The sequence below is a fragment of the Palaeococcus ferrophilus DSM 13482 genome, assembly GCF_000966265.1.
Taxonomy (GTDB): Archaea; Methanobacteriota_B; Thermococci; order Thermococcales; family Thermococcaceae; genus Palaeococcus; species Palaeococcus ferrophilus.
Genome location: NZ_LANF01000013.1, coordinates 70,608 through 87,211, shown reverse-complemented (window position 1 = coordinate 87,211; position 16,604 = coordinate 70,608). Strand labels below are relative to the sequence as shown.

General features: G+C 49.6%; 20 protein-coding genes and 1 pseudogene. 10 read left to right on the top strand and 11 right to left on the bottom strand.

Going from position 1 to position 16,604, the window contains the following annotated elements; genetic code table 11:
• Nucleotides 1-3 precede the first annotated feature (3 nt).
• The 10 genes from PFER_RS07695 to PFER_RS07655 all read right to left on the bottom strand — a co-directional run bounded on the left by PFER_RS07695 (nucleotide 4) and on the right by PFER_RS07655 (nucleotide 7,230).
• Nucleotides 4-1,059 (bottom strand): glycosyltransferase family 2 protein, encoded by a 1,056-nt coding sequence (locus PFER_RS07695; RefSeq protein ID WP_245612503.1) that lies wholly within the window; start codon nucleotides 1,057-1,059, stop codon nucleotides 4-6.
• A 29-nt stretch (nucleotides 1,060-1,088) separates the two neighbouring features.
• A complete protein-coding gene (locus PFER_RS12645) occupies nucleotides 1,089-1,289 on the bottom strand; it encodes a glycoside hydrolase family 99-like domain-containing protein (protein ID WP_157255160.1) in 201 nt (66 codons plus the stop codon).
• A gap of 216 nt (nucleotides 1,290-1,505) precedes the next feature.
• Nucleotides 1,506-2,168 (bottom strand): sulfite exporter TauE/SafE family protein, encoded by a 663-nt coding sequence (locus PFER_RS07690; protein ID WP_245612507.1) that lies wholly within the window; start codon nucleotides 2,166-2,168, stop codon nucleotides 1,506-1,508.
• A gap of 88 nt (nucleotides 2,169-2,256) precedes the next feature.
• Nucleotides 2,257-2,802 carry an adenylyl-sulfate kinase gene (gene cysC / locus PFER_RS07685; RefSeq protein WP_048150736.1) on the bottom strand — a complete coding sequence of 182 codons (546 nt, stop codon included), beginning with the start codon at nucleotides 2,800-2,802 and terminating at the stop codon, nucleotides 2,257-2,259.
• Nucleotides 2,803-2,825: 23 nt separating this feature from the next.
• Nucleotides 2,826-3,041, bottom strand: a complete 216-nt coding sequence (locus PFER_RS07680) for a DUF2283 domain-containing protein (RefSeq protein WP_048150734.1) — start codon at nucleotides 3,039-3,041, stop codon at nucleotides 2,826-2,828.
• Complete coding sequence (locus PFER_RS07675; protein WP_048150730.1) at nucleotides 3,038-3,292, bottom strand: DUF4258 domain-containing protein; 255 nt, start codon at nucleotides 3,290-3,292, stop codon at nucleotides 3,038-3,040. Before PFER_RS07675 ends, PFER_RS07680 begins: the two co-directional genes overlap by 4 nt.
• A complete protein-coding gene (locus PFER_RS07670) occupies nucleotides 3,292-4,728 on the bottom strand; it encodes an alkaline phosphatase family protein (RefSeq protein ID WP_048150727.1) in 1,437 nt (478 codons plus the stop codon). Before PFER_RS07670 ends, PFER_RS07675 begins: the two co-directional genes overlap by 1 nt.
• Before the next feature lie 5 nt (nucleotides 4,729-4,733).
• Complete coding sequence (locus tag PFER_RS07665; protein WP_048150725.1) at nucleotides 4,734-5,669, bottom strand: DHH family phosphoesterase; 936 nt, start codon at nucleotides 5,667-5,669, stop codon at nucleotides 4,734-4,736.
• A gap of 162 nt (nucleotides 5,670-5,831) precedes the next feature.
• On the bottom strand, nucleotides 5,832-6,971 hold the full coding sequence (sat, locus tag PFER_RS07660) for a sulfate adenylyltransferase (protein WP_048150722.1): 1,140 nt from the start codon (nucleotides 6,969-6,971) through the stop codon (nucleotides 5,832-5,834).
• A gap of 31 nt (nucleotides 6,972-7,002) precedes the next feature.
• On the bottom strand, nucleotides 7,003-7,230 hold the full coding sequence (locus tag PFER_RS07655) for a ribbon-helix-helix domain-containing protein (RefSeq protein ID WP_048150718.1): 228 nt from the start codon (nucleotides 7,228-7,230) through the stop codon (nucleotides 7,003-7,005).
• Nucleotides 7,231-7,481: 251 nt separating this feature from the next.
• Between PFER_RS07655 and PFER_RS12175 the strand changes: the two genes are divergently transcribed.
• The 3 genes and pseudogenes from PFER_RS12175 (at nucleotide 7,482) to PFER_RS07645 (ending at nucleotide 8,884) form a co-directional block, all read left to right on the top strand.
• Entirely contained in the window at nucleotides 7,482-7,625 is a 144-nt protein-coding gene (locus PFER_RS12175; protein ID WP_157255154.1) for an SWIM zinc finger family protein, read from the top strand.
• Between the two features lie 30 nt (nucleotides 7,626-7,655).
• Nucleotides 7,656-8,099 (top strand): annotated as a pseudogene (locus PFER_RS07650) (SWIM zinc finger family protein); the annotation flags it as partial.
• A 170-nt stretch (nucleotides 8,100-8,269) separates the two neighbouring features.
• On the top strand, nucleotides 8,270-8,884 hold the full coding sequence (locus PFER_RS07645; RefSeq protein ID WP_170218356.1) for a hypothetical protein: 615 nt from the start codon (nucleotides 8,270-8,272) through the stop codon (nucleotides 8,882-8,884).
• A gap of 220 nt (nucleotides 8,885-9,104) precedes the next feature.
• On the opposite strand, the gene PFER_RS07640 is transcribed toward PFER_RS07645, so the two are convergent.
• The gene (locus PFER_RS07640; protein ID WP_048150709.1) at nucleotides 9,105-10,058 is read right to left on the bottom strand and encodes an NAD-dependent epimerase/dehydratase family protein; all 954 of its coding nucleotides are present in this window, start codon (nucleotides 10,056-10,058) and stop codon (nucleotides 9,105-9,107) included.
• An 85-nt stretch (nucleotides 10,059-10,143) separates the two neighbouring features.
• On the opposite strand from PFER_RS07640, the gene mntA reads away from it, so the two are divergent.
• From mntA to PFER_RS07605, 7 genes are all read left to right on the top strand, one after another.
• On the top strand, nucleotides 10,144-10,551 hold the full coding sequence (gene mntA / locus PFER_RS07635) for a type VII toxin-antitoxin system MntA family adenylyltransferase antitoxin (protein WP_048150707.1): 408 nt from the start codon (nucleotides 10,144-10,146) through the stop codon (nucleotides 10,549-10,551).
• Nucleotides 10,541-10,969, top strand: coding sequence for a type VII toxin-antitoxin system HepT family RNase toxin (gene hepT, locus PFER_RS07630; protein ID WP_048150705.1), 429 nt, complete (start codon nucleotides 10,541-10,543; stop codon nucleotides 10,967-10,969). The genes mntA and hepT overlap by 11 nt, the downstream gene beginning before the upstream one ends.
• Complete coding sequence (locus PFER_RS07625; RefSeq protein WP_048150702.1) at nucleotides 10,970-11,962, top strand: sugar phosphate nucleotidyltransferase; 993 nt, start codon at nucleotides 10,970-10,972, stop codon at nucleotides 11,960-11,962.
• A gap of 81 nt (nucleotides 11,963-12,043) precedes the next feature.
• Nucleotides 12,044-13,102 carry a glucose-1-phosphate thymidylyltransferase gene (locus tag PFER_RS07620; RefSeq protein WP_048150700.1) on the top strand — a complete coding sequence of 353 codons (1,059 nt, stop codon included), beginning with the start codon at nucleotides 12,044-12,046 and terminating at the stop codon, nucleotides 13,100-13,102.
• Between the two features lie 10 nt (nucleotides 13,103-13,112).
• The gene (locus tag PFER_RS07615) at nucleotides 13,113-14,132 is read left to right on the top strand and encodes an NAD-dependent epimerase/dehydratase family protein (protein WP_048150698.1); all 1,020 of its coding nucleotides are present in this window, start codon (nucleotides 13,113-13,115) and stop codon (nucleotides 14,130-14,132) included.
• Nucleotides 14,133-14,166: 34 nt separating this feature from the next.
• Nucleotides 14,167-15,270, top strand: a complete 1,104-nt coding sequence (locus PFER_RS07610) for an Ldh family oxidoreductase (protein WP_245612501.1) — start codon at nucleotides 14,167-14,169, stop codon at nucleotides 15,268-15,270.
• 1 nt (nucleotide 15,271) lies between these two features.
• Nucleotides 15,272-16,585: an NAD(P)-dependent malic enzyme gene (locus PFER_RS07605; RefSeq protein WP_048150693.1), complete on the top strand. Its 1,314-nt coding sequence runs from the start codon at nucleotides 15,272-15,274 to the stop codon at nucleotides 16,583-16,585.
• The last annotated feature ends 19 nt before the right edge of the window (nucleotides 16,586-16,604 follow it).

Genomic DNA, 16,604 nt, shown 5'->3' with positions numbered 1-16,604 from the left:
CTCTTAACTCTTATAAAAGTCGCCCATTTCATTGGGATATCCCTTAATAATTAACTTTAATGCACTACTAATCCCATTTATGGTTGAAATCAATAATGAAATGTCTTTCTGAGTGAATGACCATAGTATTGCCTCGCCAATTATATTAAGTAAATAGGGGGTAGTTAAGAGTACCCATTTACTTCTAAACAATTTATATATCATGAGCAGGTAATTCCTAGATCTGTGAAATAATATAAATCCATTTATCTTGTATCCTGTACTCCCTCTGTGTTTGTGAAAAACCACAGAAGTAGGAGATAAATTAATTAAATATCCGTTAGATTTAACTCTGAGACATAGATCTATTTCTTCAGTGTACGCAAAAAACACATTATCGAATAGTCCTGATCCCAAAAGTGCGTCCTTCGAAATTAACATAGAGCATCCCATAACACAATCAAGGGATTGTTCACGTTCATTGTAAGTTTTTAGATGATAGATTCTACCAGATTTCAAATTAAGTTTGATGCCCGCTGATTGTACCTCCTGGCTGTTGTAAAATCTTACCAGAGAACCCACTATTCCAACCGTCTTGTCTTTTCTGGCTAAGTTCACTAAGTCTTTTAAAAAACTTCTATCAACTACAATATCATTATTCAGGAGTAAAACATACTTAGAAGCCAGAATACTCAGCGCAAACTTTATACCAATATTGTTACCCCCAGTGAATCCCTGATTTCTCTTACTTTTTATTAAAATCATCCTCCTGTCGGGATCAAATTTCTCGTAGAGTAAACGATTAAACTTCCCATGCTTGGCTTCCTCTTCAGTAATCTCGAATACCTTGATTGGTTTGTTTCCTGGAGTGTATTCAAAGAACTTTGAGTTGACTTGTATTTTGCCTTCTGCATATTGCTTTATCTTTTGAGTAGAATCATCTGTAGACCCATTATCCACGACAATAACATCATAGTTAGGATAATCAATACGGTACAATGACTCTAGGCACTCTATCGTGTCTCTCCAGCCGTTCCAATTTAGGATTATTATTGAGACTTTAGGGGCAAGCATCTTCATTCACATCCTTCCTTATTTGTGATTTTGCTCTAAAATGTCTTATAACTACTAATCCTACCTTCTAATCGTTGTGCATTCGATAGCCTATTCCCCAATAAAGGCTTCATGTGCTGAATTAGGTGGGCATATCCGAACTTTCTATCTAGCCCTAAATAACCCTCTTCTCCCCATTCGTCCCACGCATTTATGAATATAAGTCTTTCTTCAGAACTAAAATTTTTCTGGTATATTCCTTACACTCCCGATGTGTTGATCCGACATTTGCGAGGGTTAATAATGCATAAAATGTGTTTGGTGGGAATTCAACCGCCGCATCAAACTATTTTTAGTGAACCTTACTGGCTAAATGAGTGAACACTAGAGAGATAAATCGCACCTTAGTTGGTGAATTTACTGCTTCACCTCTCCGTTGTTTTATCAAGATAATTTTAACCTTCTTATGAACTCTATAACGTCTGAACAAGCAACAACCCTCCGATAATCATGATTATCATATTGATAATTTTCTCCAGCTTCTCCCCACCCATACTAGAGCTAACGTGTGTGCCTAAATAAACTCCTGGAAGCGTTCCACTAACTAGAAGGAGGGCCAGCCGGTAGTCCACGCCCCCAACGCTCGCGTAGTTCAGGAAGCTGAAGGCGGAGAGGGCCAGCCCATAGACTATCGTCACCCCCACGACGTCCCGCGGGTCAATTCTGGCCACGTTCATCAGCGTGAAACTCACTATCACACCCGCCCCGACGGAGGTGAACTGGACGGTCAGGCCAACCACGAAGCCGAGGAGGTAAACGTATGCCCACTTTGGCTTAATTGGAAGGTGGATCTCCCCTTTCAGGAGGCTCAGGACTGCGCTCGTGATGAGGATGACTCCAAGCAGTAAAGTCAGGTGATCGTTGAGAACTTCCCTCTCGATTTCGCGGAGGATTATTCCCCCAAGAACCACCGCCGGAACGCTTCCCGCGAAGAGCCTCAGCGCTATGTCGTACCGTATCCTGGCCTTCCTCTGGTGGAAGAACACGCCGAAGACCCTCGTTACTGTTGCGTAGAGGAGGTCGGTTCCGACCGCTGTCAGCGGCTCGACGCCGAGGAATATGAGGGAGGGCGTCATTAAAGCGCCTCCGCCGATACCAGTGAGGCCGACGAGGAAGCCCACTAAAAAATCCAAGAAAGATAAAAACGGGATCCATGGAAATCCCTCACGGTAGGTATCCCATCTCGCGGGCCTTCTGAATCACGGCCTCGACCTCTTCCTCAGGTGTCATCTCTGAAGAGTCCACCTTTACCTCGGGGTTCTCGGGCTCTTCGTACACCCCATCGTAGCCCGTCAATCCTTTTATCTCCCCCCTGAGGGCCTTCGCGTAGAGCCCCTTGGGGTCGCGCTGTATTCTAACCTCCAAGGGAGCGTAGACGTAGACCTCGATGAAGTCGCCTATCTCCTTCCTGGCGTACTCTCTAACTGCCTTGTAGGGGGAGATCAGCGAGACTATCGCTATGACACCGTTCCTGCTGAGGAGCTTTGCCATGTGGATTACAACCCTGTTGTGCATCTCCCTCGCTTCCTTAGAGAAGCCGAGCTCCGGGTAGAGGGTCTTCCTTATCGTGTCACCGTCGAGTATCTCGACTCGGTAGCCCATCTCCCTGAGCTTTCTGGCAAGCTTAACGGCCAGAGTCGTCTTTCCGGCCCCGCTGGGCCCGGTGAGCCAGATTGTGAATCCCTTTTCGAGGTTTTTGTGTCCTGTCATTTCAGCTCCCTCCAGTGAGTGACTCAGTGAGATGCTACTTCTTCGATCCTAACTGTTATCTCGCTAAGAGGGCTTGAATGAGTCCTTAGGGATGCGTTTATTATCTCTATGCCGATTATCTCGCCGTTCTCTCCGTAGTCAATCAATAGGCCCTCTTCGACCTCTACCGTCTCAACTATCTTTGCGTCCGAGAACTTTATGTACATGACATCGTGTTTGGGGTCATAGGATATCCTCATTTGTTTACACCCCCATATTTTCTCACCTTCGATGTTACATACGCGGTAACGACAACCACATCCTCATCCTCTTCCTCATAGATTACGCGGATTACTTTTCCGTTTAACCTCTTCTGAGCTACTTTCCTTCCTAGATATCCTTCCGTTACACTGTCTGGTGATTCAATGGCCTCTTCGATTAGTTCTCTTCTTATCCCTCTTTCCCTCATCCTCTCCAGGGCGTGGGGGATGTATTTAATCGCCAAAGCCATCACCGGGGCAGGATGCTCCTCCCGTGCATCTCCCTCAGAGGCTCCTCTATCCCGAAGAGTCGCAGTACTGTAGGTGCGAAGTCATAGATGGTCAGCTGCGTTGCCTTGCTCTCGTCGAAGCCAGGTAAGTACATCGAGAACACTCCGAACTCGGAGTGGTTGGCATCGTCGGGCCCCGTGTCGTTCTCGGGCAGGTAGTTGCTCGGGTGGCCGACTGTTCCAGCGGCGCGCCAGTTGAGGTTATCGAAGTAAACCATTATGTCAGGCTTGCTTCCCTTCGCTACCGGGTAGATGTCCTCGGGATAGAAGACTTTCGTGTCCCACTTCTCGCCGTTCGGCCCGCGGATTGCCTTTATCTGCTCCGCCACCTCGTCCTTTACTTTGTCGAACTTCGAGAGCGGCACCTTTCCTTCCTTCTCCCTTCCGAGGACGTTCAGAAAGACGCGCGAGTAGTAGCCGCCCCAGCCCCAGGCGGTGGTTTCCTTCCAGTCAACGTCGAGGCTCTCGAAGCGCTTGGTCTTTCCGTCGTGGAGAACCTCCGGGTTCCTGACCTTGAGGAGGCCCTCCTCGGCCAGCCACTGGTTGACCGCGAAGTTGCCGTGCATCGCCTTTATGCCGTGGTCGGAGACTATGAAAACGGCCGTCTCGTCGAGGTCTATGAGCTCTAACGTTTTTCCTATCTCCCTGTCGAGGAGCTTGTAGTAGTCGGGGATGACGTTCTCGTACTTGTTCCCCTTGCCCGGGTAGAGGTGGTGGTTTTCATCGAAGTAACGCCAGAAGGCGTGGTGGAGCCTATCCAAGCCTATCTCGACGAAGTGGAAGTAGTCCCACTCCTTCTCCTGGAGGAGGTACCTTATCACCTCGAACCTCTTCTCCGTCATCTCCCATATGCCGTCCCTGACCTCGTCCTTGGCTTCTCTCCTGAAGGGGACGTCGAAGATGTACTCCCCGACCAGGCGCTCTATCTCCCCCTTCAGCTCCTTGGGGTAGGTGTAGTCGACGCTGGCATCGGGCGTTATGAAGCAGCCCACGAGGTGGCCCCGTATCGGCTTCGGCGGGTAGGTCGGCGGAACACCGACTATTATCGACTCCTTCCCGCGCTCACCGAGGTAGTCCCACACTGTTGGCTCCTTCACCTTCCTGCTGTGGGCTATCCAGTAGTCCGTATAGGAGTAGCCAGTCCTGTGCCTGAAGCCGTAGAGCCCGAGCTCGCCCGGCGTCTTTCCGGTGACCATCACCATCCACATCGGGATGGTTATCGCCGGAATCCCGGTCTGCATCGGGCCGTGAACGGACTTCTCGAGGAGTTTCTTGACGTTGGGCATGTCGTCGATGAAGCGGTTGAACAGGAGTTCAGGTGGGGCCGAATCGAGGCCTATGACGAAGACCTTCTTGGTTTCGTCCATCCCATCCCTAACTTTCTTTTCAAACTCCATAACTCTCACCTCAGGTATTCGTTGATGATTGTGAGAACGTCTCCGATTTTATCCCTCTCGCATATGCAGCCCAGCACCTCCCGCTTGCCGCCTGTGTTTGTGCCCACCTCCCTAAGGCGGGCTATGACCTCGCCCATATCTATCCTTTCCGCCTCTTCACGTGAGACGCGGAAGTAGACCTGGGCCTTCCCGTGGAAGTTCTTGTTTAAGACAACGGCACCGCGGTAGCCACTCTCCCAGACAAGCTTTCTCGCGACCTTGGATATTATGTTGAACGGGCTCTCGAATTCAACGAAGGCGAAGCCGTTCCTATCTTCAACGCTCGAAACGGCACTCTCTATAGCTTCCCTTATGGCTTCTGCCTTCCTGACCCACGGCTCGTTTTCGAGGAGAACCCTAACGTCGTTTTCGAGGAGAACCCTAACGGCTTCCTCAACGGCTTCCCTCTCCATCGCGATGTAGTTGGAGTCAATTAGTTCAACCAGCCTTAAGGCTTCCGCCCGCGAGAGGTTTGCCTTCCGGAGGAGTTTGTCAACGGCTTCAATCTCAAAGGCCTTCTCGCCGATGTCACCGACGACCCCAAGGGCACTCCAGGCGTTCCATATTCCGAAGTGCTCCGAGAGGACGAGAGAATTCGAGGGATAATATTCGCCGTCCAGCGAGGGGTTGACCTGCTCCACGAACGGGTTGTTGATCTTCGGCTGGGTGTGGTGGTCGATGAAGAGCGTCGGTACTTTGACCCTCTCGACCTCGTGGGGAACGTTGAAGTCGAGGACGTAGAGCCTCTCTGCTTTCTCAATCGCACCCCATATCCTTTCGTCGAAGCGGAACTCGCCGATGGGGGCGGTTAGGTTGGTGAACCCCTCCAGGTTAAGCGCCCTCACCAGAAGGGCCGCTGAGGTCACCCCGTCCGTGTCCCAGTGGTGGATTATGAGGTGCATAGGATTCTCCCCCGCCTGAGGTAATCGTGATCTCTCGTCTATAAATTTCTTCAAGGCATCACTTTTGACCTTTCTACTGAACTTTTCAACCACATCCGCTATGCCGATTTCTGCGTTCCCCATTCTCTTCACCGGCAAATAGGGTAATAAACAAAGAAACCCTCATTCCACAAACGGGTTCTCAAAGCTCCTTATGACCTCGAAGACCTCCGGCCTCATCATGTACTCGGGCGGCTGCTCTCCGGCCATTATCATCTTCCTGAGTTTGGTGCCGCTTATGTGGACGTGGAACTCTTTGTCGTGCGGGCATATTTTGGCGTTAACCATCCCACCGCACTTCCTGCAGTAGAAGGCCTCCCTGATGAACATCGGGGTTATGCCGAGGTCGGGGAAGTTCTCGAAGGTCTCCCAGGCCTCGTAGGGCCCGTAGTAGTCGCCGACACCGGCGTGGTCCCTTCCGACTATGAAGTGGGTCGCGCCCATGTTCTTCCTCATGATCGCGTGGTGGATGGCCTCCCTGGGACCGGCGTATCTCATCTCGTAGCGGACGGTAGCGAGGGTCGCGGCGTCCTTTGGATAGTAGTGCTTGAAGAGAGCTTCATAGGCCTTGATTATGACCTCGTCCTTGTAGTCGCCCTTCTTCTTCTTTCCGAGGACCGGGTTGATGAAGAGACCGTCGACGAAGGTGAGTGCCGCCTTCTGCACATATTCATGCCCGACGTGGGGGGCGTTTCTGGTCTGGAAGGCAACTACACTCCTCCAGCCGAGTTCCTTGAAGAGAACCCTGGTCTCGACAGGCCTGAGTGTGTACTTCGCGAATGGATTCGGCAGCTCGTTGAGGAGCTCTATCTCGCCGCCGACGAGGTGGTTGCCCATGCTCATAACTTTAGCGACGCCGGGGTGGGCGGGGTCGTCGGTCTTGAAGACCTTGACGGCGAACTCCCGCTTGTCGTAGGTGTATATCTCCTCGACGTGCATCCTGGCTATTGGAAGGCTGTCGTGGTAGAGGAGTATCGCGTCCCCCTCATCGAAGTTGGGCTTTTCGACGTCGAGGACTATGGGGATGGTCCAGGGGGTGTCGTCGCTAAGGCGCATGTGGTCGAGGACGCCCCCGAAGTCGTCGCTCGTGAGGAAGCCCTTGAGCGGGGAGTAAACGCCGTGGGCGATATTCTCAAGGTCTATCGCACGGCCGTGGTCTATCTCAACGCGCGGGTATTCTTTCTGCTCGCTCAGAATTCTCTCGCGGGTTCTGTCTGCGACGATCCTCCTGACAAGCTTGCCGCCGTGGGGTTTGGAAACCATGGTATCACCTCAAAGGAAAAGGGAGAATTGCTCAGTCGAGGTAACCGAGGGCCCTGAGGCGCTCCTTGACCTTCTCTTCCTCCTCCTCGCTGAAGACTTCCTCCTTCTCCTCCTCTTCGAGGCTCGCAAGAACCTCGCGGAGGACGTAGGTCACGTAGTCGGAAACCGAGGTGAAGCCTGTGCCCTCTATCCTGGCCTTTATCTTGTCGTAGAGGGGCTTTGGTATGGAAACGGTCGTGTACTTCTTCTCATCTGCCATTTCAAACACCTCCGGAATTTAATGATATTTAATGACATGTAATTACGCAACCTTCCGGATATATAAAGATTTCGCGGATGGGTGGGAAGACTGTTGGGATAAGTGTTGGATCATAGAGTGTGTTACGCCAGAAGATGTGTTAAGAGCAATGGGGATAGGAACCTCTGTGATATTGTCAAAGGGACGTTGTCCAGTTATTTCCCTGTAAAATTTTTATACTCCTCTTCAGTCTCACTTTTTGGGTATTAAAAATGGACACGGAAGAAGTGAGAAGGGTTTTTGGGGACAAGATATTTTCAAGAGGGGAGAAATACTACAGAGAAGGAAGGGTTTTAAGCGCTATAAAAATTGGAGATGTGGTTTATGCCCGGGTTAGGGGGAACAAGACGTACTAGGTTGAGTTTGATCTTAATGCGCTCAGCTCACTTTGCACATGCCCTTATGGGGTGAACTGTAAACATGGTGTGGCGGCATTTCTTGCGTACTCAAATGGGGAATTTCTCGACGGTGATGCTTTCCTCGAATCCCTGAAAGAGAAGAGCAAAGAGAAAATTCTGGAAATTTTAAAGGAACTCCTGAAAAGCAATCCGGAGCTCCTGTCCGAAATAAAAAGAGAGGTAGACATCTTCTCTTATTTTAAGGGGTACCTCTCCTATGAAGACGCGGTTGAAGTGGGCAGGATAATCAGGAGGGGTGGTCTTTCAAAGGATGAAGCCTGGAACCTGGTTGAGTACATACGCGAGCACTACTACGACTTCGGTGGGTTTTACGATGATTATCGGGATTTTTACTATGGCGACGTTGTCTTGCGCCCCCTGTTTGAAATTATAGAAAAGGACATCAGTAGGAAGATTTTGACAGGTTTTTAGGACTCCTTGAGCCTTCGGATGTTCCGGATGATGTCTATAGATACGCCTATGGAGTACTGCTGAGAAATGCGGGGGTCTTTAGGGAGGATATTTTAAACTCAGAGGACATCCGTGTTGAGCTAAGAGCGCCGTTGCTCGCAAAGATTGGAGAGAAAGAAAAGGCTGAAATGGTGATATTAAGCTCAGACTTAAGCCCGCGGGAGAAGGTAGGTCTTCTCCTCGAAGTGAATCCGGAACGTGCGGAGGAGCTCGGAATGAAGTACCGGGAACACCGTTTGCTTATAGAGTACCTTGGCAAAAGGAAGGAGTACGAAAAGGTGATAGACATCTACAGGGCGAGTGATGGCGTTGGATACCTCACGAGCTATGTTTGTGAGGCAATAAAGGCCACGGGTAGATTTGAGGTCTTTGAGGAGATATTGAATAAAGAAAGCCCGGACGTGGCGTTTTTATGCGCGGTTGAGTTGGGTCTCGGGGAAAGAATCATTGAGCTATTCCCTGAGGCCGTCGAGAGGTACATGAAGGGCCCCCTGCCCCGACGGACAATCTTGAATGCAATCATGCTCATCGAAGACGAGCTGATGCTCATACTCCCGAGCATCGAGAAGCTCGTGGAGTTTGAGGTTGCCAAGAAAAACCGCGCAGCATATGAATTTGCGGCGGAGCTTCTGAAGCTCGTTAAAAAAGCGGATGCCGAGGAGTATGAACGCCTGATGGAAAAGCTTAAGAAAAAGCACCCCCGGATAAAGGTACTATGGGAAATACTGGAGAGAACCACGACGTAGTTAAGGTGAGATCCTAATTAGAAATTCCTTGCATAACCTTTCTCCCACCAAATACTGATCCCTACTTCTTTTTAGGCCCGCCAATTTAATCCGTGCCTTGTTCTATTTTTTTCCTTAGAATGGACTTCGGAGGCAAGTGTGGCCGGAAATGAAAGGGAAAACCAAAAACCCCTTCAAGAAAAAAGAAATTGTGAGACGGGAGCACTCCTTCCTCCGGGTATCACATCGTCTCCAAAAGCTCTCTAACAGTTCTTCTAACGGCCTCGTAGCTGCTCATCTCCTGCTTCCAGCCGGTTGTTTTCGCCTTCTCTATGCTGAGGCGCATGAGCTTAACGTCGCCCCTCCAGCCGCGGCCGCCGTCAACGCCTCCGGTGAAGCGGAACCTTGGCTTGAGCCCCATCCCCTCGCTCACTATCTCGGCTATCTCCTTAACCGTTATCCAGTCGTCGTTGCCGAGGTTGTAGAAGTCAACGGTTTTGTCCTCTCCCTTGAAGTGCTCGAAGATGTGGAACATTCCTTCAACCGTATCGCTCACGTGGAGGTAGCTCTTCCTCTGAGTTCCATCGCCGAGGATTTCCAGCTCGTCCGGATTCTTCCTCAGCTTGTTGATGAAGTCGTATATTACCCCGTGGTTTGAGCGCTCGCCTATTATGTTCGCGAGGCGGAAGATTAGAGCCCTGAACCTGAAGGTGTGGGCGTAGCCGCTGATCAGGGCCTCGGCCGCTAACTTGGCCCCTCCGTAGACGCTTATCGGCTCGAGGGGGGCGTAGTTCTCTGGAGTAGGGATAACGCTCGCGTCGCCGTACACCGTTGAGGAGCTCGTGAAGACGAGGTATTCAACGTTAGAATCTTTTATCGCCTCGAGGAGATTGTAGGTTATGAGCACGTTCGTCTCGTAAAGAATCTCGGGACTCTGGGAGCCGATCCTCACCTCAGGGTTGGCGGCGAGGTGGAAGACGACATCAACGCCCTCAACGGCATCTTTGACAACTCCAACATCCCTCATGTCGCCCCTGATGAACTCGAAGCGCTCGTTATCAAGCCAGCGCTTTATGTTGTCCATGCTCCCGGCGCTCAGGTCGTCGAGAACGCGGACCTCGTTTCCTTTCTCCATCAGCCTGTCAACCAGGTGAGAACCTATGAACCCAGCACCGCCTGTAACTAGAGCCTTCATCCCCATCATCCCCGCGGTATTTATTGAATTCAAGTTCTTAAGCTTTGGGGGAAAGCTTTTTTACCTGGGTTGTGGATTTAGAGTCATGATGCGGATTTACGAGCTTCCTCCCAAAGAGAGGGAGAAGATAAAGTCGATGATCCGGCAGTCTCTTTCGAGGAGAGACGAGATTCTATTTGCTTACGTCCATGGCTCCTTCATTGAAAATGGACCGTTCAGGGATATTGATATAGCCGTTTACGTGAAAGAGAAACCGAATACGTTCTACGAAATGGAGCTTGAGGATGAGCTCACCAAGCTCACAGGGTACCCGATAGACGTTAGGGTTCTAAACAACGCTCCCGTTACCTTCAGGTTCAGAGCCATTGGAGGGGAACTGCTGTTCTCGAAGGACGAGAAGGCAAGATGCAGGTTCGAGGAGGAGACCATGGGGGAGTACCACGATTACGCCTACTATCTCGAACTCTACAGGAGGGAGGCCCTTGGAATATGAGGAGGAGAGAATAACAAGGCTGATGGCAGAGGCTGAGAATGCCCTTCTCACAATCCACGAACTTGCGGAGCTTGATGAAGAGGAGTTTCTAAGAAACAAACACTACATCTCGAGCGCCAAATACAACCTGCTGGTCGCCATCGAGGCGTGCATAGATATTGCGTATCACCTGATATCAAAAAACAAATTAAGACTTCCGAGAGATTATGCAGACTCCTTTAGGGTTCTCCAGGAGAATGGTATCGTAGATAGCGAACTGGCGCACCGTCTTATCCTGATGGCTCGTTTTAGGAACCGGCTCGTCCATATATACTGGGACGTTGATAATCGGATGATATACAGAATCATAACTGAGAGCATAACTGATATTGAGAAGTTTTTAGCTCACATCCGTAAAATTCTTCGTGAGGTGAGGTAGATGAAGGTCTTAATAATGGCCGGCGGCTACGCCACAAGGCTCTGGCCCATAACCAAGGGTAAACCCAAGCCCCTGCTTCCGGTGGGGGAGAAGTACATCATCGATTACATCCTTGAGAAGGCACGCGACCTCGGGGAGGTCTACGTCTCCACCAACAAGTTCTTTGAGGGGCACTTCATGGATTGGGCGGAGAGAAACGGTGTGGAGCTCATAGTGGAGGAGACCCTCCGCGAGGAGGAGAAGCTGGGAACTATAGGGGCGATTAGCTACGCGGTTTCGAAACTCGGTCTCGATGACTACCTCATAGTTGCTGGTGATAACCTCTTCTCCTTCTCCCTCGAGGAATTTCTCAGGAGATACGAGGGGAAGCCGCTGATAGCGGTCTACGATGTGGGTGACTTCGAGCTTGCAAAGAGGTACGGCGTGGTGGTACTCGAGGGGGATAGGGTGGTTGACTTCCAGGAGAAGCCAGCCCGGCCGAGGTCAACCCTCATAAGCACGGGCGTCTACGCCCTTCCCAGGGAAGTCATCGCGATGATAGATGACTACCTGAGGGAGGGCAACAGGGATTCCCCGGGCTATTTCATAGAGTGGCTCCTCGAGAGGGGTGTTGAGGTCTACGCCTACCGCTTCGACGACTACTGGTATGACATAGGCTCGGCGGACAGCTACCTCGAGGCCCTCAAGACGCTCCTGAAGGAGAGCCACATCGAGGAGATTCAGATAAGCCCCTACTCCAAGATAATCCCACCGGTGGTCATAAAGAGGGGAACGAAGATACTGGGGCGATCAATAATCGGACCCTACGCTTACATCGGGGAGAACTGCACCATAGAGAACTCCGACGTGAGCGACTCTATAGTATTCAACGGCACCGTACTCAAGGGCGCAACGATATGGCGCTCGATAATAGACGAGAAGTGTGAAATAAGGAACCTCGAGCTGAAGAAGAGCCTCGTCGGAGGGCACGCGAAGATACAGAGAGGGGATTGAGGGGGATTATAGGGATAATTGACCTCAGAAACAACGAAAATCTTATTGAGTACCGAGAATTATATTGAGGAGGTGTTTAATATGAAAGCCCTAATACTATCTGGCGGCCATGGAACAAGATTGAGGCCCCTAACGTACTCCCAGCAGAAGCAGCTAATCCCAGTTGCCAACAAGCCCGTGCTGTTCTACGCTATTGAGGACGTCATCGAAGCAGGTGTTCACGAAATAGGAATAATAGTCGGTCCCAACGCAGATCAGGTTAAGAAGACGGTCTTAAGCAGGGAATGGGACGCCAACATTGAGTTCATCTACCAGGGGGAGCCAAAAGGCTTAGCTCACGCCATTCTAATCGCGAGGGATTTTTTGGGTGATGAGGACTTCGTAATGTACCTCGGGGACAACATTCTCCGCGAGGGAATAGTGGAGCACAAGAAGTACTTCGAAGAGAACGACTTTGATGCCAGCATACTCCTACAGGAGGTTCCTAATCCTCAGCAGTTCGGTGTCGCGGAGCTGAGCGAAGACGGCAAGACCATAAAGAGACTCATTGAAAAGCCCAAAGTTCCGCCGAGCAACCTTGCACTGGTCGGCATATACTTCTTCAAGCCGGTTATCCACGATGCGGTGAAGAACATAAAGCCGTCATGGCGGAACGAGCTTGAGATTACGGATGCAATCCAGTGGCTCATCGACCACGGCTACCGGGTTGGATGGACAAAGGTCACCGGCTGGTGGAAGGACACAGGGAAGCCGGAGGACATCTTAGATGCCAACAGGCTCATACTCGACGACATAAAGACCGACATTGGGGTTAACACAAAGGCGAGAATCCACGGAAGGGTTGTAATCGAAGAAGGAACCGAGATAGATGAGAACACTGTTATCAAGGGGCCGGTTATCATAGGGAAGAACTGCAAGATCAAAAACGCCTACATTGGACCCTACACCAGCATTGGGGACGACGTCATCATTGAGAACACCGAAATCGAGGACTCCATAGTCCTGGAGGGAAGCGAGATCAGGAACGCTGGAAGAATCGTTGAAAGTTTAATTGGGAAAGAGGTCAAAATAGTGGAGGCAAACCAGCATCCAATTGGGAGAAAGCTAGTACTTGGTGATAGATCACAAGTAGTTTTATGAGGTGAAGCAAATGAGGGTGTTAGTCACTGGTGGTGCCGGATATATTGGGTCGGTAATGGTACCCATGCTCTTGGAGGAAGGGTTCGACGTCGTGGTGCTGGATAGATTTTTCTTTGGTAAAGAAACGCTAAAAGAGGTTGAAGGACATCCGAGACTGACACTAGTCAAGGACGATATTAGATGGTTCGATCCCTCCTTAATGAGGGGAATTGACGCGGTAATAGATCTAGCGGCATTATCCAACGACCCTTCTGGTGAACTTGACCCTGAAAAGACCCTAGAGATAAACTACAGAGGCAGGGTACGGGTTGCGCAACTGGCCAAAAAACATGGAGCCGAGAAATATGTTTTTGCATCAACCTGCAGCGTTTATGGATTCCAAGATGAGATTGTAAACGAGAACTCTCCCACAAATCCTCTTACAACTTACGCAAAGTCAGCAGTTTTGGCGGAGCAAGATATAATGCCCTTGGGAGACAGAGAGTTCAGTGTGACGTTCCTGAGGCAGGCTACCGTGTATGGACTCTCGCCAAGAATGCGCTTTGATCTGGCAATAAACGCCATGGTGTTGTACCTCTGGAAAGATGGAAAACTCAGGATAATGCGTGATGGAACCCAGTGGAGGCCGTTTGTTTATGTTAAGGACACGTCTAGGGCATTCATCAAGGTTCTCGAAGCCGACAATGAGCTTGTTAATGGGCAAATCTTCAACGTGGGGAGCAACGAGCAAAACTATCAGATATTCCCCTTAGCACAGATGCTGGCAGAGGCCCTTGGTATGGAATTACAGTACGAGTGGTATGGCGATCCCGACAAAAGATCCTACAGAGTTGACTTCTCAAAAATAAAGGAAGTACTTGGATTTAAACCAAAATACACTCCCAAAGACGCTGCAAAAGAGATATACCAAGCACTGGAAGAGGGTAGGGTTAGGGATGACATAAAGACTAGAACTGTCCAGTGGTACAAGTACCTATTGGAAGCACACAGGATAGTTAAAGAAGTTGAATTGAACGGTGTGATACTGTAGTTTCTTTCCGTTATTTTTATCCTTTCAAAGGGAGATGAGAGACATGTTTGAGAAAGGCAATATTGATGAAAATTATATAAGGGTTCCGAAAGATGAACTGTTCTCCTTCATAGTTAGAGTTCTCACAAAGCTTGGAGTACCTAATGCTGATGCAGAGATAGTTGCAGATAATCTTGTCATGGCTGACTTGAGGGGAATTGAAAGTCATGGGGTTCAGAGGCTCAAGCGCTACGTTGATGGCATCCTAAACGAGGGAATAAACCTTCATCCGGACATTAGGATTGTTAAGGAAGGGCCAGCCTATGCTTTAATTGACGGAGACGAAGGAATGGGGCAGGTTGTTGGTTATAGGGCAATGAAGCTGGCGATTGAGAAGGCCAAAGAAAGTGGTGTCGGGATTGTGGCAGTTAGGAATAGCAACCACTACGGCATAGCCGGGTACTATGCGTTGATGGCCGTGGAGGAAGACATGATTGGTATCAGTATGACAAACTCAAGACCATTAGTCGCCCCGACGAGTGGGATAGAGCGCTTCATAGGAACCAATCCCATCGCTCTGGCGGTACCGACCAAAGATAAGCCGTTTTTGCTCGACATGGCCACAAGTGTAGTCCCAATTGGGAAGCTTGAGGTTTATCGCAGGAAAGGGAAACCAATTCCAGAAGGCTGGGCAATTGACGCAGAGGGCAATATAACAACAGACGTCGAAAGAGTCTTCAATGGAGGTGCCTTACTGCCCTTGGGTGGTTTTGGGGAGCTCTTCGCGGGACACAAAGGTTATGGTCTAAGCCTCATGGTGGACATTCTCGCAGGCATCCTCAGTGGGGGAACGTGGAGTAAACACGTGAAGAATACAAGCGAAAAAAGAAGTGATGTCGGCCACTTCTTTATGGCAATAAACACCGAAGCATTCCTTCCCCTTGATGAATTCAAGGAAAGAATGAGCGAAATGATAAGAGAAATAAAGAGCTCCAAGAAGCATCCTGATTTTGAAAAGATATGGATTCATGGTGAAAAAGGCTTCTTAACACAGGAAACGAGACTAAAACTTGGTATACCCATTTACAGGAAGGTAGTAGATGAGCTTAATCAAATAGCCGAAATCGTTGGGGTCGAAAAGTTAAGAGTTGGTGAATAATATGGACGAGCTTAGAGAAATGGCTTTAGCTTTTCACAGGAACAATTTTCCGGGGAATGGTAAGATAGAGGTCATCCCGAAAGTCCTTCTGAAAAGTAGAGATGAACTGAGTCTCGCATACACCCCCGGAGTGGCGGAACCGTGTAAAAGAATTTCCAAGGAGCCAGAGAGGGTATACGAGTACACCAGCAAAGGCAACCTTGTTGCGGTTGTGAGTGATGGAAGCAGAGTTCTGGGTTTGGGCAACATTGGGGCTTTGGCGGGATTGCCCGTCATGGAAGGCAAGGCACTGCTCTTCAAGCATTTCGGTGGTGTAGACGCGTTCCCGATAATGGTGAACGAACAAGACCCAGACAAGTTCATTGAGATCGTCAAGGCGATAGCGCCAACGTTTGGTGGCATAAACCTTGAGGATATCGCTTCACCTAAGTGTTTCTACATTCTTGACCGGCTCAGGGAGGAGCTAGACATCCCGGTTTTTCACGACGACCAGCAGGGGACAGCTGCCGTTGTTTTAGCAGGACTTTTAAACGCCTTAAAGGTCGTTGGAAAGAGAATTGAGGAAGTTACAATAGCTCTCTTTGGCGCCGGTGCTGCGGGCTTTGCAGTGCTCAGGATTCTAACAAAAGCGGGAGTAAAACTCGGAAATGTTCGGGTTGTCGAGCTCGTTGATGGCAAGCCAGCGGTTTTAACAAGCGACATGGATCTAGAAAAGCTGTTTCCATACAGGGGATGGCTTTTGAGCCAAACGAATGGTGATGGAATAACGGGAGGTCCCGAAAATGCCGTAAACGGGGCCGATGTTTTGATTTCATTCACAAAACCTGGACCGGGGATTATACAACCTGAGTGGATTTCAAAGATGAACGACGATGCCATTGTCTTCCCGCTGGCCAATCCAGTGCCTGAGATACTTCCCGAGGAAGCCAAGAATGCAGGGGCAAGAATCGTCGCTACTGGAAGGAGCGATTTTCCAAATCAGATTAACAACGTCCTTGGGTTCCCGGGAATTTTCAGGGGAGCTTTAGATGTCATGGCAAAGACTATAACAGATACAATGATAATCGAGGCAGCTAAGGCAATAGCAAACGTTGTAGAAGATGATGAATTGTACGAAGAATATATAATTCCTTCCCCTTTAAACCCCGAGGTTTACGCTAAAGAAGCCAGAGCCGTCGCAGAACAGGCCATGAAAGAGGGAGTAGCACGGAGAAAAGTCAGCGGGGAGTGGGTAGAGGAGCACACGAGAATGCTTAGAAAATTCTATCAAGAGGTCATATCACCCATAAATGAAAAAAGAAAAATGTTTAAATGAAATTAAAAGAACAAATAGG

Excerpts from the sequence above, each read along its gene's own strand:
- PFER_RS07695 (WP_245612503.1), bottom strand. The coding sequence starts at position 1,059 with ATGAAGATGCTTGCCCCTAAAGTCTCAATAATAATCCTAAATTGGAAC.
- PFER_RS07690 (WP_245612507.1), bottom strand. The coding sequence starts at position 2,168 with ATGACGCCCTCCCTCATATTCCTCGGCGTCGAGCCGCTGACAGCGGTC.
- cysC (WP_048150736.1), bottom strand. The coding sequence starts at position 2,802 with ATGACAGGACACAAAAACCTCGAAAAGGGATTCACAATCTGGCTCACC.
- PFER_RS07680 (WP_048150734.1), bottom strand. The coding sequence starts at position 3,041 with ATGAGGATATCCTATGACCCCAAACACGATGTCATGTACATAAAGTTC.
- PFER_RS07675 (WP_048150730.1), bottom strand. The coding sequence starts at position 3,292 with ATGGCTTTGGCGATTAAATACATCCCCCACGCCCTGGAGAGGATGAGG.
- PFER_RS07670 (WP_048150727.1), bottom strand. The coding sequence starts at position 4,728 with ATGGAGTTTGAAAAGAAAGTTAGGGATGGGATGGACGAAACCAAGAAG.
- PFER_RS07665 (WP_048150725.1), bottom strand. The coding sequence starts at position 5,669 with ATGCACCTCATAATCCACCACTGGGACACGGACGGGGTGACCTCAGCG.
- sat (WP_048150722.1), bottom strand. The coding sequence starts at position 6,971 with ATGGTTTCCAAACCCCACGGCGGCAAGCTTGTCAGGAGGATCGTCGCA.
- PFER_RS07655 (WP_048150718.1), bottom strand. The coding sequence starts at position 7,230 with ATGGCAGATGAGAAGAAGTACACGACCGTTTCCATACCAAAGCCCCTC.
- PFER_RS12175 (WP_157255154.1), top strand. The coding sequence starts at position 7,482 with ATGGACACGGAAGAAGTGAGAAGGGTTTTTGGGGACAAGATATTTTCA.
- PFER_RS07640 (WP_048150709.1), bottom strand. The coding sequence starts at position 10,058 with ATGAAGGCTCTAGTTACAGGCGGTGCTGGGTTCATAGGTTCTCACCTG.
- mntA (WP_048150707.1), top strand. The coding sequence starts at position 10,144 with ATGATGCGGATTTACGAGCTTCCTCCCAAAGAGAGGGAGAAGATAAAG.
- PFER_RS07625 (WP_048150702.1), top strand. The coding sequence starts at position 10,970 with ATGAAGGTCTTAATAATGGCCGGCGGCTACGCCACAAGGCTCTGGCCC.
- PFER_RS07620 (WP_048150700.1), top strand. The coding sequence starts at position 12,044 with ATGAAAGCCCTAATACTATCTGGCGGCCATGGAACAAGATTGAGGCCC.
- PFER_RS07615 (WP_048150698.1), top strand. The coding sequence starts at position 13,113 with ATGAGGGTGTTAGTCACTGGTGGTGCCGGATATATTGGGTCGGTAATG.
- PFER_RS07610 (WP_245612501.1), top strand. The coding sequence starts at position 14,167 with ATGAGAGACATGTTTGAGAAAGGCAATATTGATGAAAATTATATAAGG.
- PFER_RS07605 (WP_048150693.1), top strand. The coding sequence starts at position 15,272 with ATGGACGAGCTTAGAGAAATGGCTTTAGCTTTTCACAGGAACAATTTT.